We start from the raw sequence: 14,321 nt of genomic DNA on the forward strand, positions 1-14,321 counted from the left end.
TGTCGCGCGCCCGGTCAGCCGGTGGCGTGGATGCGGGTGGTCAGGGCGTCCGGGGGGATGAGGGGGTCGGGGTAGTCGAGGGGTCCGTCGTGGGTCCAGGGCTGGTGGACGGTGCGGCCGGGCAGGTGGGCGAGTTCGGGGAGCCAGCGGCGCACGTAGGTGCCGTCGGGGTCGTAGCGCTCGGCCTGGCGCAGGGGGTTGAGGACGCGGTTGGGGCGGGTGTCGTTGCCGGTGCCGGCGATCCACTGCCAGTTGAGCTGGTTGTTGGCGAGGTCGCCGTCGACGAGGAGGTGGAGGAAGTGGGCGGCGCCGGGGCGCCAGTCGTGGCGCAGGGTCTTGGTGAGGAAGGAGGCGGTGATCAGGCGGGCGCGGTTGTGCATCCAGCCTTCGTGGGCGAGTTGGCGCATGCCGGCGTCGACGACGGGGTAGCCGGTGCGGCCTTCGCGCCAGGCCTGCAGTTCCTGGTCGTCGTGGTGCCAGCGGGTGCCGCGGGGGCGGTAGTCGGTGTGGGCGGCGGCGGGGCGGGCGGCGAGGACCTGGTGGTGGAAGTCGCGCCAGGCGAGTTGGCGGACCAGGGCGTCGGCGCCGGGGCCGCCGCGGGTGGCGGCACGGTGGGCGAGTTCGGCGGCGGACAGGCAGCCGAAGTGCAGGTAGGGCGAGAGGCGGGAGGTGGCGTCGGCGGCGAGGTCGTCGTGCAGGCGGTCGTAGTCGTCGGCGTCCCAGGCGCGCAGCCGGCGGCGGGCGGCGCGTTCGCCGCCGGGCGGCAGGGCCGGGGAGGTGCCGGCGGGGGCGGTGGGCAGCGGGTCGCCGTGCGGGTGGTCGGGGGTGGCGAGGGTGCGCGGGGCGGGCAGGAGGGGGCGGCGGTGGGCTTGTTGCCAGGCGCGCAGGTAGGGGGTGAAGACGGCGTAGTGGTCGCGGCCGGCGGGGGTGACGGCGCCGGCGGGGACGACGGTGAGTCCGTCGTGGAGGTGGAGCCGGTCGCCGAGGGCGCGGCGCAGGGCGGTTTCGCGGCGGGTGGCGAAGGCGGAGACGCCGGCGGCGGTGTGGACGGTGGTGGCGTCGCATTCGGCGGCGGCGCGGGCGGTCTGTTCGGCCGTGTCGCCGTGGCGCAGGACGAGGCGGGAGCCGGCCGCGCGCAGGGAGCGGTCGAGGTCGGCGAGGGCGTCGGCGAGGAAGGCCCGCCGGTTGGGCGGGGCGAAGTCGGCCTTGTCGACGGCGGGGTCGAGGACGAACAGGGGCAGGACCTGGTCGGCGCCGGTGCGGGCGGCGTGCAGGGCGGGGTTGTCGTGCAGGCGCAGGTCCTGGGTGAACAGGACGACGGCGGTGCTCATCTCGGGGCCTCGTACGGTGCGGCGGCGGGGTTCGGCGGTCGGTTCCCGGCGGGGGTCAGGTCGTCAGTGGTTCGGAGCCGCCGGGGGAACGGATTGGGCGGCGCGGGGCCGGTATACGACGAGCGCGGCGTGCGCCTTGGACAGGTGCAGGGCGCCGCGGGCGGGGACGGACTCGCCGTCGACGGCCATCCGGGTGGCGTCGCCGAGGGAGTCCAGGTGCAGGGCGCGCAGGCGGGTGGTGCGGTAGACGCGGGAGCGGTGCAGGGTGCCGGTCAGCAGGGCGGCGACCAGGCGGGTGCGGGCCAGGGGCGCGGAGCCGTCGACGACCCGGACGTCGAGCTGCCCGTCGGCGAGGGCGGCGCGGTGGGTGGGGGTGACTCCGGCCGGTTCGTAGGCGCCGTTGCCGGCGAACAGCAGCCACAGCCGGTGGGTGCGGCCGTCGGCGTGGACGGTGACCGGTTCGGCGGTGGGCAGGAGGGTGGCGGCGGCGACCGCCAGGGCCGGCCACTTGCCGATGCGCTTCTCCAGTTTCTCGCGCCGGTGGACGAGTTCGGGGTAGAGGCCGAGGCTGAAGGTGTTGACGAAGACCCGGCGCGCGCTGTCGTCGGTGGCCAGGGCGAGGTCGACGCCGACGGCGCTGCCGTCCTGGACGGCCTCGGCGGTGTCCTGGTGGGTGGCGGCGCCGAGGTCGAGGGCGAAGTGGTTGAGGGTGCCGCCGGGGAAGACCGCCAGCGGCAGGGTGCGTTCGACGGCGAGGGCGGCGGCCAGGTTGACGCTGCCGTCGCCGCCGCAGACGCCGAGTGCGCCGCCGGCCCGCGCGGCCCGGTCGGCGGCCTCGGTCAGCATCTTGGCCAGGTCGTCCTCGGGCCCGCACACCCGGACGTCCGCCTCGGGCAGCAGGGTGCGCAGGGTCTCGGCGGTGTCCTCGGGGCCGGGGGCGACGGGGCTGCCGTTGCCGGAGCCCGCGTTGACGACCACGGACAGGCCGCGGCCCTGCGGCAGGGCGGGGGCGGGGCGGCGGGCCGGGGCGGCCGGCGGCGGGGCGTCGCAGGAGCGCGGCCACCAGTGCAGGGTGGCCGCGGCGGCCGCGGCGCCCAGGGCGGTGCCGGCGAGGACGTCGCCGGGGTAGTGCGCGCCGGTGTAGACGCGGGACAGGGCCACGGCGGCGGCGAGCGGCGCGACGGCCGCGCCCAGCAGCGGGGACTCGATCGCCACGCCGGTGGCGAAGGCGGCCGCGGAGGCGGAGTGGCCGGAGGGGAAGGAGGTGGTGACGGGCTGTCGCAGCAGCCGGCGCACCTGCGGGACGGGGTCCAGCAGGGGGCGGGGGCGCCGGGTGGCGTGCTTGGCGACGGTGTTGGCGGTGGCGGAGGCGAGGGCGAGCGAGCCGAGGCCGCGCAGGGCGGCGCGCCGTCCGGTGCGGCCGCCGACGGCGCCGAGGACGGCGGCGGTGCCCGTCCACAGCAGGCCGTGGTCGGCGGCCCGGCTCAGGGTGCGCAGCCAGGTGGCGGTGCCGTGCAGCGGGGCGGCGGCGATCCGGTCGAACAGGGCGCGGTCGAGGGCGTCCAGCCGGGCCGTCACCGACCGGACCGTCACCGACCGGGGCGCCGTGAACCCCCGTGCCGTGAACCGCAGCCCGCCGGGCCGTGCACCGTCGAGCCACGCCGCCGCGGTCCGTACCGCTGTGAGCCGCCTCGTCCCCATGTGTCCCTCCCCTGCCCTGCCGGTGCCGGGCCTCTTTGTCCCCGATTGCTCCATCCGTTGACCCCGATGCCCGTCTTCAAACCCCCCTCGGCGCGGGCGGCGGCGCAGCGGGGCGGGTGTGACGGCGGGTCGCGGCGGGTGGGCGGTGAGAGACCGGTCACCTCCGGCTGCGGCGCCCACCTGCGGCGATCTAGGGTGCTGGCATGATCCCCACACCGATATCCGACCCGATCTCCGACCCCCGCCAGGCGCTGCGGATGCTGATGGAGGGCAACGCCCGGTTCGTCGCGGGCAGTCCCGAGCACCCCAACCAGGACGCCGGGCGCCGGGCCGCGCTCGCCCCGGCGCAACGGCCCTTCGCGGTGCTGTTCGGCTGTTCGGACTCCCGGCTGGCCGCCGAGATCATCTTCGACCAGGGCCTGGGCGACCTGTTCGTGGTGCGCACCGCCGGGCACGTGACCGGCGCGGAGGCGCTGGGCAGCATCGAGTACGGGGTGAGCGTGCTGGAGTGCCCGCTGGTGGTCGTGCTGGGGCACGACTCCTGCGGTGCGGTGGCGGCGGCGCTGGACTCCCTGGAGCAGGGGCAGCTGCCGGGCGGTTTCGTGCGGGACGTGGTGGAGCGGGTGACCCCGAGCGTGCTGTCCGCCAAGGCGGCGGGCATCGAGGACCGGGACGCGATCGTGGACGAGCACATCCGCCAGACCGTGGACCTGCTGGTGGAGCGTTCGCAGGTGCTCGCCTCCAGGGTCGCCGCGGGCGAGGCGGCCGTGGTGGGCCTGTCCTACCGGCTGCGTGACGGTCAGGCCCGTCAGGTCGCCGCCCGGGGGCCGGTGGGCTGACCGCCGGGTCCGGCGGCCCGGGGCTGCCGTCCCCGGGCCCCGGGACCTGCGGGACCTGCGGGACCTGCGGGACCTGCGGGAACTGGATGTCCGATCACCGCCAGCGCCCCCGTACGGGCGGGGGCAGAGTCGGTGACCGACAGCGGTTCCCCTACCCAGGACGGCCATTCCCGTGCACAAGGTCACCGATCTCAAGGTCCTCTACTTCGGCACCCCGGTGGTGCTGATCGGCTCGCGCAACGAGGACGGCAGCGCCAACCTCATGCCGATGTCCTCGGCGTGGTGGCTGGGGCAGTCCTGCGTGCTGGGTCTGGGCAACACCTCCCAGACCGCCGTCAACCTGCGGCGCGAGGGCGAGTGCGTGCTCAACCTGCCGTCCTCGGCGCAGGTCGACGCCGTGAACGCCCTCGCGCTGCTGACGGCGAACCCGCACATCACGGAGTCGAGGCGGGAGCAGGGCTACCGCCACGAGCGGCGCAAGTTCGCGGCGGCGGGGATGACCGAGCTGGCGGGCGAGCTGGTCCGGGCGCCGCGCGCCGCGGAGTGCCCGGTGCAGCTGGAGTGCCGGCTGGAGGCGGCGACGCCGATGGCGGGCAACGAGCGGTGCACGGCCTTCGAGGTGACGGTGGTGCGGGCGCACGTCGAGGAGGGCCTGATCGTGCCGGGCACCGACCACTACGTCGACCCGGTCGGCTGGGACCCGCTGATCATGAAGTTCTGCGAGTTCTTCGGCGGCGGCGGGCGCCTGTCCCCCTCCCGGCTCGCCGAGGGCTGGCGGATGCCGGGGCGCCTGACCTCCGCCGTCTGACCTCTGCCGTCTGACGGCCGCCCGCCGGGCCGCAGCTCACCGGGGCGCCCGCCGGCCGTTCACCGGGGCGCTCACCGGCCGCTCACGGCGCGATGGTCTCCCCGCAGGAGTCGCACACCCGGGTCGCCGGCAGTTCCAGGAAGCAGGTCGGACAGATCGCCGGCGGGCGCGGCACGGCCGCCGGCGTACCGGCGGTGGTGGTGGCCGCCGCGGTGCGGGGGGCGGCCTTCTTGCGCGCCACCGAGGCCAGCAGGCGCGGGGCGAGGGCGGGCGTGCCGCCGTCGGCGGGCAGGTCGGCGCCGAAGTGCCGGTAGCAGGCCAGACGGGCGGCGGCCGCGTGCTGTTCGCGGTCCATCTCCTCGACCAGCGGCGGCTGCCCGGCCACCGCCAGCACCTCCTGGTAGGCGGGGCCGACCTTGCCGTCCGTCGCGTTCACCACCAGGGCCGTCAGCGGCGGGTCCCCGCGCCGGTGCGCCTCCAGGACCACCAGGGACAGCACCTTGCCGATCCAGTGCCGGTGGTTGACCCGGGTGCGCACCCCGGAGGCCTCCTGGAGCGCCTCGGCCAGGTCCGCGTAGCTGATCACCGCGTGGTAGCGGCCCGCGACCTCGACCAGGGCCGGGTAGGCCGCTCTGGTCCACACGATGTGCGCCTGGGTGGCGCCGACCGCCACACCGTCCGACACCCGCCAGTACCCGCGCTGCTGCTCCGCCATCCGTCCGCCCCTGTCCGCCTCGTCCGTGCCCGTACGCAGGCCTCCGCCGTGAGCGAGGCTACCCCGCTGCGGAGAACCGCGGGCGGCCGGGGGCGGGCACGGCGGGGGCCGGCGGGGGCCGCTGCGGGGCCGGGGCGGTCCGGGCTTGACTTCAAGTCCTGTTGAAGTTGTCGAATGGCACCCGACCGCAGCCGTACGGGCACCGCGGTCGATGCCCCGCCCGTACGGAACCCGTACCCGGGGCCGGGGCCGCCGTCTTTCCGATCGTGCCGTCGGCGGCCCCGGCCCCCGGGTCGTTCCGGGCGCTACTCGCCTTCCAGGGCCGCCACGAGCTGGGGCAGGTTGCCGCCGGCGACGGCGAGGGCCAGGTGGTCGTGGTAGTCCCGGCTGTGGACGATCAGGCCGTCGCGGACCCGTAGCACCAGGACGTTGGCGACCTCGAAGTCCCGCCCGGTGTCCCGGTGGTGGGCCCGGTAGTCGAACTGCGCGACGATCACCTCGGGGTCGTCGGTCTCCCGGACCACCACGTTCTGTGCCTGCAGCTCCAGCGGCATGTGCGCGCCGAGCTGCCCGAACCGTTCGGCGATGACGGCGCGCCCCTCGAAGAGGCGCGGACCGACCGGCTGGAAGACGGTCTCCACCACCGCGTCCTCGGCGTAGAGCCGGGCCAGTTCGGTGAACTTCCCTCCGGTGATGCCCTCCAGCAGCTCGGAGAAGACCTCGCGCGGCGACGGCGTTTCGGACATGATCAACCCCCACGGGACACGTCACTGGAATCGGACCAGCGACTCCGCTTAATACGATACGGACCAACCACTCCGGTTGTCCACGGGTGAGTCCGCGACACCGCGGACGGAAGGGAGACGGGCATGAGCGGGGCCACCCCACGGCCGCTGCGCGCGGACGCCGCCCGCAACCGGGCCAGGCTGCTCGACGCCGCCACCGAGGTCTTCACCACCCGGGGCGTCGACGTGCCGACCGAGGAGATCGCCCGCGCCGCCGGCGTCGGCGTCGGCACCCTCTTCCGTCACTTCCCCACCAAGGAAGCACTCCTGGAAGCCGTCGTGGTGCGCCGGCTGGAGACCATCACCGACCGCACCGCCCGGCTCGCCGCCGAACACCCGCCCGCCGAGGCCTTCCACGCCTGCTTCCGCCTGGTCGTCGAACAGTCCGCCGGCAAGCAGGAGTTCACCCGCGCCCTGGCCGAAGCCGGCGTCGACGTCCACGCCTCCCTGCGGGAGTCCTCCGGCCTGATGCGCGCCCAGCTGGCCGGCCTCCTCGCCGCGGCCCAGCAGGCCGGAGCCGTCCGCCCCGACCTCGGCCTGCCCGAACTGGTCGCCCTGCTCGTCGGCACCGGCGCCGCGACCGAACAGCTCGCCGCCGACCCCGCCGCCCGCGAACGCGTCTTCGAGGTCGTCCTCACCGGCCTGCGCCCCCACTGACCGGGCCCGGACCACCGGCCCGACCCGCACCACCGGCCCCGATCGCGCCGCCGCTCCCCCGCCCCCGGCGGGACGGTGCCTGCCGGGGGGGTCAGCGGGCGGGTCAGCGGGCGGCGGCCTCCCAGGCCGCCTCGATCATCCGGAAGACCTCGTCCACCGCGGCCTGCGGATCGGCCGCCCCGCAGGCCAGCGCGTAGGCGTCGATCACGAACCGCGCGGTCGCCCGGCAGGCCGTCACGGTCGCCGGGAGGCGGGGATCGGCGGTCATGGCCGCCGCCAGCGCCTCCGCGTGGCGCAGGCCCATCGACTCCTCGTACTCCCGCAGGGCGGGCGATCCCTCGATCATGCGCCGGACCGGGGCGGTGCCCTCCGCCGTGCAGTGCCGCACCAGGGCCTCGACCTCGCGGCGCAGCGCGGGGACGAGCGGCTCGTGCGGCGCCCGGTCGGTGACCGCCCGGGTGAGGCGCTGTTCGAAGTCCTGGTCGCGTTCGAAGACCAGGGCCTCCTTGCCGGCGAAGTGGGAGAAGACCGTGGTGACGGCGACATCGGCCTCGGCGGCCACGTCGCGGATGCCGACGGCGTCGTACCCGTGCTCCAGGAAGAGCCGCAGGGCGGTGTCGGCGATCTTCTGACGGGTCGCGGCCTTCTTGCGTTCGCGGCGGCCCGGCTGCTCCCGCCCCTGCTCCGACTCGATCATGTCCGGACCCTACCAGCTACGAATACCTAACCGTTGCAAAACACTAACCGTTAGGGCTACGGTCGGCCGCATGAGGAAAGTGAGCTTCGCCGAGTTCGGCGGTCCGGACGTCCTGCGGCTCGTGGATGCCGAGGAGCCCCACGCGGGCCCCGGCCGGATCCGCATCGCCGTCCGGGCGGCAGGCGTGAACCCCGTCGACTGGAGGATCCGTGAGGGACAGGTACTGGGGGCCCATCCGGTGGAGTTGCCCGCCGGGGTGGGGCAGGACGCCGCCGGGGTGGTGGACGAGGTCGGCAAGGGCGTCGAGGGCGTCGAGGTCGGCGACCGCGTGTTCGGCGAGGGCAGGGACACCTACGCCGAGTTCGCCGTGCTGTCGGCCTGGGCCCGGATGCCCGAGGGGCTGAGTTTCGAGGAGGCGGCCGGGTACCCCTCGGTGGTGGAGACGGCGCTGCGCGTCATCCGCGAGGTCGGCGTGCGGCCCGGGCAGACGCTGCTGGTCAGCGGCGCCTCCGGGGGCGTCGGGTCGGCGGTGCTGCAGATCGCCCGCGAGCGCGGCATCGCGGTGATCGGCACGGCCGGGGCCGCGAACCAGGACTACCTGCGCGGTCTGGGTGCCCTCGCCACCACGTACGGCGAGGGCTGGGTCGAGCGGGTGCGCCGCCTCGGCCGGGTCGACGCGGCCCTGGACCTGGCCGGTGCGGGCGTGGTCCGCGAGCTCGTGGAGCTGACCGGGGACCCGGCGCGGGTGGTCTCCATCGCCGACCTCGGCGCCCCGGAGCACGGGGTCCGGTTCTCCGGCGTGGCCGGGAGCGTGCCGCGGGCGCTCGCCGAGGCCGTCGGCCTCATCTCCCGGGGGCGGCTGCACATCCCGGTCGAGAAGTCGTACCCGCTCGCGGGGGCGGCGGCGGCGCACGCCGACAGCCGGGCCGGCCACAGCCGCGGACGGCGGGTCATCATCCCCTGAGCCCCGGGGCCCCGGGGCCCTGCGCCCCGGGCCCGGGCGGCGCTCAGACCGCCGTGCGCAGGTCGAGGTGGGCGAAGCGGGGGGCGAGGTCGGGGGTGCGGGCACCGGCCGTGCGGGCGTCGAGGGTGAGGGTGTCGAGCTGCGGGAGGACGTCGCAGTCCGCGAGGGCGGCGAGCACCTCGTGGGGGTCGGCGTCGAACTCGGTGCGGGCGAGGTCGAGTCGGCGCAGGGCGGGGTACCGGTCGGCGGTGAGTTCGCCGAGCTGGTCGGGTGACAGCGTGACGCCGAAGACGTCGCAGCCGACCTCGACGGTCAGGGACTCGACGGCGGGGGTGTGCCCGAGGGCGAAGACGGCGCCGTCGGAGCAGGCGGGGCCGCGGACCTTCAGGTGGGTGAGGCCGTCGTGGTCGACGGCGTGGAAGAGGAAGGCGCCTTCGAGTTCGAGGGTGCGCAGGGCGGGCAGGGCGGGCCAGACGTCGCTCTGGACGAGTCCTTCGCCGTGGAAGTCGAGGGGGTCGATCCGGGTGCCCGCGGTTCCTTCGGCGTCCTCGTAGAGGTGCCGGTAGCCGTAGCCGAAGGAGAGGTGTTCCAGCCGCGGGCGCGGCCGGGCGGCGAGGGCCGCGGCGACGGGTTCGGCGCAGCGGTGGTAGTCCGTCAGGCGCAGGTCCAGGACGCGCAGCCGGTCGGCGGCGGGGTGGGCGAGCAGGGCGGCGACCAGGACGCCCTCCCACTGCTCGGGGTCGGACGGGTCCGCGGGGGCCGCGCCGCCGCCGGGGCCCGGGGCGTGCGCCGGGAGGCGCCGCACCAGGTCCCGGCGTCCGGGCCGGGTGGCGGGGTCGAGGCGGAAGACCGCCCGGTCCGGGGTGCCGTCGGCGGCCGGGGTGAACTGCCAGGAGCCGTCGTGCCGCAGGGCTTCCAGGACCTCGTCGTGAGCGCGCATGCCGGGCACTCTACGGAGGGGCTGTGACGGTCAGGCACTGTGCTCGGCGAGGGTGTGCTCGGCGAGGGTGTGGGCGACGAGGGCGTTGGCGTGGCCGTGGCCGAGGCCGTGGTCGGCCTTGAGCCAGGCGACGAGTTCCATGTGCTTGGTGAGGGGGGAGGTGCGGATGAGGTCCTTCCACTCCTCGATCGGGCGGCCGTGCTTCTTCTCGATGGACGGGAAGTAGGACGCCGGGTTTCCCTTCGCGGCGGCGGTCTTCTCCGCGGGGGCGGCGGCGGTCTTCTTCACGGGGGTGGCGGTCATGAGCGTGGTTCCTCTCGGTCGGGCAAAGCGATCGGCGGTGCGGTCACGGGGGTGGACCGCGACCGCACCGCCGACTCATCGCCCGAACGGGGTGACCTGCGTCACACCGAGGCCGGGGCCCGTCGTCGGCCGCGTCCGGCGCGGCGCCCGGCGGGCGGGGTGGGGTCGGTGTTCCACGCGGCGACGGGGTTGCCGAGCCAGCGGGTGGCGCCGGGGACGTTCTCGCCGCGCATGACGAGGGAGGCGGGTCCGACGGTGGTGTTGGTGCCGAGGGAGGAGTTGAGCAGGACGATGGAGTGCGGGCCGGTGGTGGAGCCGGCGCCGAGGTGGACGGGGCCCAGCCGCATGACGCGGTCGTGGAAGAGGTGGGTCTGCAGGACGGTGCCGCGGTTGACGCTGGCGCCGGCTTCGACGGTGACGAGGTCGCTCTCGGGCAGCCAGTGGGTCTCGCACCACACGCCGCGTCCGATGTGGGCGCCGAGGCTGCGCAGCCACACGTTCAGGTAGGGGGTGCCGGTGATGGTGTGGCCGCCGAAGGGCATGGCGAGTTCCTCGACGAAGGTGTCGTAGAGCTCGTTGCGCCACACGAAGGAGGACCACAGCGGGTGTTCGGCGACGCGGAAGCGTCCGACGAGCAGCCATTTGGCGGCGGTGGTGACGGCGCAGGCGATGACGGCGGCGGCGGCGAGGACGAGTCCGGCGCCGGCGAGGGCGGTGGCCAGGCCGTAGTCGTCGCGCAGTTCCTGCAGGACGGCGAGGACGAGGTCGCCGAGCAGGGCGGCGAGGATGACGGGCAGCAGGCGGCAGACCTCGACGCCGGCGCGGGCCCACATCAGGCGCCGGGGCGGGTCGTAGGTGCGGCCTTCGCCGCCGGCGTCGGCGACGCGGGGCAGGGCGAAGGCGGGGCGGCCGAGCCAGGAGGAGCCTTCGGGGGCGTGGGCGGGGGTGTCGGACAGGACGCCGACGAGGGAGTTGTCGGGCAGGTGGCGGCCGGGGCCGACGATGCCGGAGTTGCCGACGAAGGAGCGGCGCCCGATGCGGGAGGGCCCGAGGCGGAGCCAGCCGCCGCGCAGTTCGTAGGGGGCGACGAGGGTGTCGTCGGCGAGGAAGGCACCGTCGTCGACGCGCATCAGGCCGGGCAGGGCGAGGACGGTGGAGGCTTCGACGCGGCGTCCGACGCGGGCGCCGAGCAGGCGCAGCCACACGGGGGTGAAGAGGCCGGCGTAGAAGGGGAAGAGGGTGCGCCGGGCGGTGTCGCTGAGTCGGCTGACGGCCCAGGCGCAGAAGGCGACGCGGCCGCCGGCGGGGTGGTAGCCGGGGCGCAGCGGGCGGGAGAGGAGGCGGACGAGGAGCGCTATGAGCGCGGCGTGGCACAGGAGGGTGAGGGCGGCGAGGGGGATGGTGGCGGGCAGGAGCTGGACGAGGGCGGCGGCGAGGGTGTGGTCGGTGTCGATCATCGGGTAGACGACGGCCAGGGCGGGCAGGGCGGAGATGATCGGGACGAGGCCGAGGAGGGCGAAGCCGGCGCCGTAGGCGAGGTTCCAGGCGCGGGAGGCGCGGGCGGGGGTGGCGGGCCAGTCGGCGAGGGGTTCGGTGCTGGGGCGGGCCGGGGAGCCGTGCCAGTGTTCGCCGGGCGGGACGGTGCCGGTGACGCAGGATCCGGGGGCGATCTCGGCGCGGGCGCCGACGCGGGCGCCGGGCATGAGGGTGGCGCGGTGGCCGACGCGGGCGCCTTCGCCGACCTCGACGTGGCCGAGGTGGAGGGTGTCGCCGTCGAGCCACCAGCCGGCGAGGTCGGCTTCGGGTTCGAGGGAGCTGTGGGCGCCGAGGCGGGCGAGGCCGGTGACGGGGGGCAGGGTGTGCAGGCGCACGCCGGGGCCGACGCGGCAGCCGAGGGCGCGGGCGTAGCGCACGGCCCAGGGGGTGCCGGCGAGGGCGGCGGTGCCGAACATGGCGGTGTAGCGTTCGGCGGCCCACAGCCGCAGGTGGACGTGGCCGCCGCGGGGGTGGCTGCCGGGGCGGATGCCGGCGGTGAGGGCGCGGGCGCCGCCGGCGGCGACCAGGGTGCGGCCGGGGGCGCTGTAGAGGAGGGCGAGTCCGGCGGCGACGGGCCACCAGGAGCTGTGCGGGGCCCAGGTGAGGTGGTTGCCGGTGAGGTTGTCGAGGGCGATGAGGACGAGGATCCAGCGCAGTCCGGAGAGGGTGAACATGCCGAGGAGCAGGAGGGTCTGCCACAGGGCGGCGCTGCGGGGGGTGCGGCGTACGGTGCGCCGGTTCTGCGCGGGGGCGGCGGTGGTGTGGTCGGGGGCCGCGGCGGGGGTGAGGGTGTCGAGGTAGGCGGCGAGGTCGCCGAGGACGGGGTGGGCGTACAGGTCGGCGACGGAGACGCCGCTGTGGCGGGTGCGCAGGTCGGAGACGAGGCGGGCGGCGGTGAGGCTGGAGCCGCCGAGGGCGAAGAAGTCGTCGCCGGTGCCGGGGGCCATGCCGAGCAGGCGTTCCCAGTGTCCGGCGAGCCAGCCGGCGGTGCCGTCGGGGGTTTCGGCGGGGCGGTCGGCGCCGCCGGTGGTGGCGAGCGGCCAGGGCAGGGCGTTCCGGTCGACCTTGCCGGAGGTGCGGGTGGGCAGGGAGTCGACGAGGGCGAGGACGGGAACCAGCGGGGCGGGCAGGCGTTCGAGGAGTTGCCGGCGGGCGGCCGCGAGGTCGGGGGTGGTGCCGGGCCGGGCGACGAGGTAGCCGACGAGCAGGTCGGCGCCGGCGGGGGTCTTGCGGACGGCGGCGGCCGCGGCCACCACGTGCGGCAGGGCCTGGAGGGCGGCGTCGATCTCGCCGAGTTCGATGCGGCGGCCGCCGAGTTTGATCTGGTCGTCGGCGCGGCCGAGGAAGACCAGGCCGTCGGGGTCGTTGCGGACCAGGTCGCCGCTTCGGTAGACGCGCGGGGAGGCGAGGGCGGGGTGGGCGCCGAACTTCTCGGCGTCCTTGGCGGGGTCGAGGTAGCGGGCGGTGCCGACGCCGGTGATGAGCAGTTCGCCGGTCTCGTACCAGGGGACGGGGTTCCCGGCCTGGTCGACGACGGCGATCTCCCAGCCGTCCAGGGGGGCGCCGATGCGCACGGGCCGGCCGGGGAGCATGCGGGCGGCGGTGGCGACGACGGTGGTCTCGGTGGGGCCGTAGGTGTTCCAGAACTCGCGGCCGGGGGTGGCGAGGCGGTCGACGAGTTCGGCGGGGCAGGCCTCGCCGCCGACGATGATCAGGCGCACGTCGTCCAGGCATTCCTGCGGCCACAGGGCGAGCAGGGTGGGGACGGTGGAGATGGCGGTGATGCGCCGTTCGACGAGCCAGGGGCCGAGGTCGGTGCCGGCCTTGACGAGGGAGCGGGGGGCGGGGACGAGGCAGGCGCCGTGGCGCCAGGCCAGCCACATCTCCTCGCAGGAGGCGTCGAAGGCGACGGACAGGCCGGCGAGGACGCGGTCGCCCGGGCCGAGGGGCTGGCGGCGCAGGAAGATGCGGGCTTCGGCGTCGACGAACGCGGCGGCGCTGCGGTGGGTGACGGCGACGCCCTTGGGGCGGCCGGTGGTGCCGGAGGTGAAGATGATCCAGGCGTCGTCGGCGGGGGTGGGCCAGGCGGGGCGGCCGGAGGGCCGGGCGGCGGGTCCGGCGTAGAGGCGGCGTTCGGCGCCGATGACGGCGCAGACGGCGGCGTCCTGCCAGATCATCTCGGCGCGTTCGTCGGGGTCGTCGGCGTCCACGGGGACGTAGGCGGCGCCGCAGCGCAGCACGGCGAGGACCGCGACGTAGAGGTCGGCGGTGCCGGAGGGGATGCGCACGCCGACGCGGTCGCCGGTGCCGATGCCGTGGGCGGCCAGCTGTCCGGCGAGGGCGTCGACCTCGTGGAGCAGGGCGCGGTAGCCGAGGACGGTGTCGCCGGTGTCGAGCGCGGTCGCCTCGGGGTGGGCGTCGGCGGTGGCGGCGATGACGTCGAGCAGGCTGCGGGGGTGGGCCGGCTGGGCCACCGGCCAGCCGGCCGCGGGGCCCGGGTGCGGGCGGTGCAGCGTGCCCGGGCCGGCCGTGTCGTGGCGTGCGTCCATGGGGGTGTTTCCTCGGCTCCGGTTCTGGGGGGCGCGTACGGGCTGTGTCGGGGGTGACGGGAGGTGACACTGAGGTCATCTGCGGGCGCGCCCACCCACCATGACTCCGCTGGGAGTCCGCTGGATGCAGCGGGGGTGCGGTCAAAGGAAATTCTCATCATCGATGCCGAATGGGGCCGGCAGGGCGTGATTCGAATGTCATTTCGGTGTTTTTGGGCGTTTTCGCTGGTGAAGCGTAATCGCCGAGCAGTGAAACGACGTATCGGGAGAGGCAAGAGTGATGAACACCATGGCGTCGGGCACGGTACCGGTAGTGAGGGGGGCGCTACCGAATCGGGGGGTTTTGGTCGGATCATCACCCCGTTCACGCCTCCCACATGGTCGTGTGGGATTCTCTCGCACCCCTCACCGTGGGCGCTTCCTGTGAGCAAGCTGTGGAATGGGGACGACGCCAGGGCATTTCCTGAGGAAAACGAGGGAAATCCTTTACCGAACG

Annotated in this window: 12 protein-coding genes; 4 read left to right on the plus strand and 8 right to left on the minus strand. The window is 75.4% G+C overall.

All coding sequences use genetic code 11. From position 1 onward, the window contains the following. Positions 1-14: 14 nt before the first annotated feature. Positions 15-1,331, minus strand: a complete 1,317-nt coding sequence (locus ACFV04_RS16555; protein WP_380529685.1) for a cryptochrome/photolyase family protein — start codon at positions 1,329-1,331, stop codon at positions 15-17. 63 nt (positions 1,332-1,394) lie between these two features. Then, positions 1,395-2,909 (minus strand): bifunctional phosphatase PAP2/diacylglycerol kinase family protein, encoded by a 1,515-nt coding sequence (locus tag ACFV04_RS16560; RefSeq protein ID WP_380529687.1) that lies wholly within the window; start codon positions 2,907-2,909, stop codon positions 1,395-1,397. A gap of 326 nt (positions 2,910-3,235) precedes the next feature. On the opposite strand from ACFV04_RS16560, the gene ACFV04_RS16565 reads away from it, so the two are divergent. Beyond that, on the plus strand, positions 3,236-3,871 hold the full coding sequence (locus ACFV04_RS16565) for a carbonic anhydrase (RefSeq protein ID WP_380348500.1): 636 nt from the start codon (positions 3,236-3,238) through the stop codon (positions 3,869-3,871). Between the two features lie 172 nt (positions 3,872-4,043). Further along, a complete protein-coding gene (locus ACFV04_RS16570) occupies positions 4,044-4,679 on the plus strand; it encodes a flavin reductase family protein (RefSeq protein WP_380348498.1) in 636 nt (211 codons plus the stop codon). A gap of 82 nt (positions 4,680-4,761) precedes the next feature. Here ACFV04_RS16570 and ACFV04_RS16575 read toward each other — a convergent pair whose 3' ends face one another. Together ACFV04_RS16575 and ACFV04_RS16580 are read right to left on the minus strand one after the other, a co-directional pair. After that, positions 4,762-5,394: a hypothetical protein gene (locus ACFV04_RS16575; RefSeq protein ID WP_380348496.1), complete on the minus strand. Its 633-nt coding sequence runs from the start codon at positions 5,392-5,394 to the stop codon at positions 4,762-4,764. Positions 5,395-5,699: 305 nt separating this feature from the next. Further along, positions 5,700-6,140, minus strand: coding sequence for a nuclear transport factor 2 family protein (locus ACFV04_RS16580; protein ID WP_380348494.1), 441 nt, complete (start codon positions 6,138-6,140; stop codon positions 5,700-5,702). A gap of 123 nt (positions 6,141-6,263) precedes the next feature. On the opposite strand from ACFV04_RS16580, the gene ACFV04_RS16585 reads away from it, so the two are divergent. Beyond that, complete coding sequence (locus ACFV04_RS16585; RefSeq protein ID WP_380348492.1) at positions 6,264-6,836, plus strand: TetR/AcrR family transcriptional regulator; 573 nt, start codon at positions 6,264-6,266, stop codon at positions 6,834-6,836. A 103-nt stretch (positions 6,837-6,939) separates the two neighbouring features. On the opposite strand, the gene ACFV04_RS16590 is transcribed toward ACFV04_RS16585, so the two are convergent. Next, a complete protein-coding gene (locus tag ACFV04_RS16590; RefSeq protein ID WP_380529690.1) occupies positions 6,940-7,533 on the minus strand; it encodes a TetR/AcrR family transcriptional regulator in 594 nt (197 codons plus the stop codon). 70 nt (positions 7,534-7,603) lie between these two features. Between ACFV04_RS16590 and ACFV04_RS16595 the strand changes: the two genes are divergently transcribed. Then, positions 7,604-8,497: an NADP-dependent oxidoreductase gene (locus tag ACFV04_RS16595; RefSeq protein ID WP_380529692.1), complete on the plus strand. Its 894-nt coding sequence runs from the start codon at positions 7,604-7,606 to the stop codon at positions 8,495-8,497. 43 nt (positions 8,498-8,540) lie between these two features. On the opposite strand, the gene ACFV04_RS16600 is transcribed toward ACFV04_RS16595, so the two are convergent. The 3 genes from ACFV04_RS16600 to ACFV04_RS16610 all read right to left on the minus strand — a co-directional run bounded on the left by ACFV04_RS16600 (position 8,541) and on the right by ACFV04_RS16610 (position 13,825). Then, positions 8,541-9,437 (minus strand): hypothetical protein, encoded by an 897-nt coding sequence (locus ACFV04_RS16600; protein WP_380348486.1) that lies wholly within the window; start codon positions 9,435-9,437, stop codon positions 8,541-8,543. 30 nt (positions 9,438-9,467) lie between these two features. Then, positions 9,468-9,740: a DUF4287 domain-containing protein gene (locus tag ACFV04_RS16605; RefSeq protein WP_380529694.1), complete on the minus strand. Its 273-nt coding sequence runs from the start codon at positions 9,738-9,740 to the stop codon at positions 9,468-9,470. 101 nt (positions 9,741-9,841) lie between these two features. Next, a complete protein-coding gene (locus tag ACFV04_RS16610; RefSeq protein ID WP_380529696.1) occupies positions 9,842-13,825 on the minus strand; it encodes a Pls/PosA family non-ribosomal peptide synthetase in 3,984 nt (1,327 codons plus the stop codon). Between the last annotated feature and the right edge of the window lie 496 nt (positions 13,826-14,321).

The organism is Kitasatospora sp. NPDC059599 (assembly GCF_042735125.1).
GTDB lineage: Bacteria > Actinomycetota > Actinomycetes > Streptomycetales > Streptomycetaceae > Kitasatospora.

Coding starts and splice junctions, on each gene's coding strand:
- ACFV04_RS16555 (WP_380529685.1), bottom strand. CDS start 1,331: ATGAGCACCGCCGTCGTCCTGTTCACCCAGGACCTGCGCCTGCACGAC.
- ACFV04_RS16565 (WP_380348500.1), top strand. CDS start 3,236: ATGATCCCCACACCGATATCCGACCCGATCTCCGACCCCCGCCAGGCG.
- ACFV04_RS16575 (WP_380348496.1), bottom strand. CDS start 5,394: ATGGCGGAGCAGCAGCGCGGGTACTGGCGGGTGTCGGACGGTGTGGCG.
- ACFV04_RS16580 (WP_380348494.1), bottom strand. CDS start 6,140: ATGTCCGAAACGCCGTCGCCGCGCGAGGTCTTCTCCGAGCTGCTGGAG.
- ACFV04_RS16585 (WP_380348492.1), top strand. CDS start 6,264: ATGAGCGGGGCCACCCCACGGCCGCTGCGCGCGGACGCCGCCCGCAAC.
- ACFV04_RS16590 (WP_380529690.1), bottom strand. CDS start 7,533: ATGATCGAGTCGGAGCAGGGGCGGGAGCAGCCGGGCCGCCGCGAACGC.
- ACFV04_RS16595 (WP_380529692.1), top strand. CDS start 7,604: ATGAGGAAAGTGAGCTTCGCCGAGTTCGGCGGTCCGGACGTCCTGCGG.
- ACFV04_RS16600 (WP_380348486.1), bottom strand. CDS start 9,437: ATGCGCGCTCACGACGAGGTCCTGGAAGCCCTGCGGCACGACGGCTCC.
- ACFV04_RS16605 (WP_380529694.1), bottom strand. CDS start 9,740: ATGACCGCCACCCCCGTGAAGAAGACCGCCGCCGCCCCCGCGGAGAAG.
- ACFV04_RS16610 (WP_380529696.1), bottom strand. CDS start 13,825: ATGGACGCACGCCACGACACGGCCGGCCCGGGCACGCTGCACCGCCCG.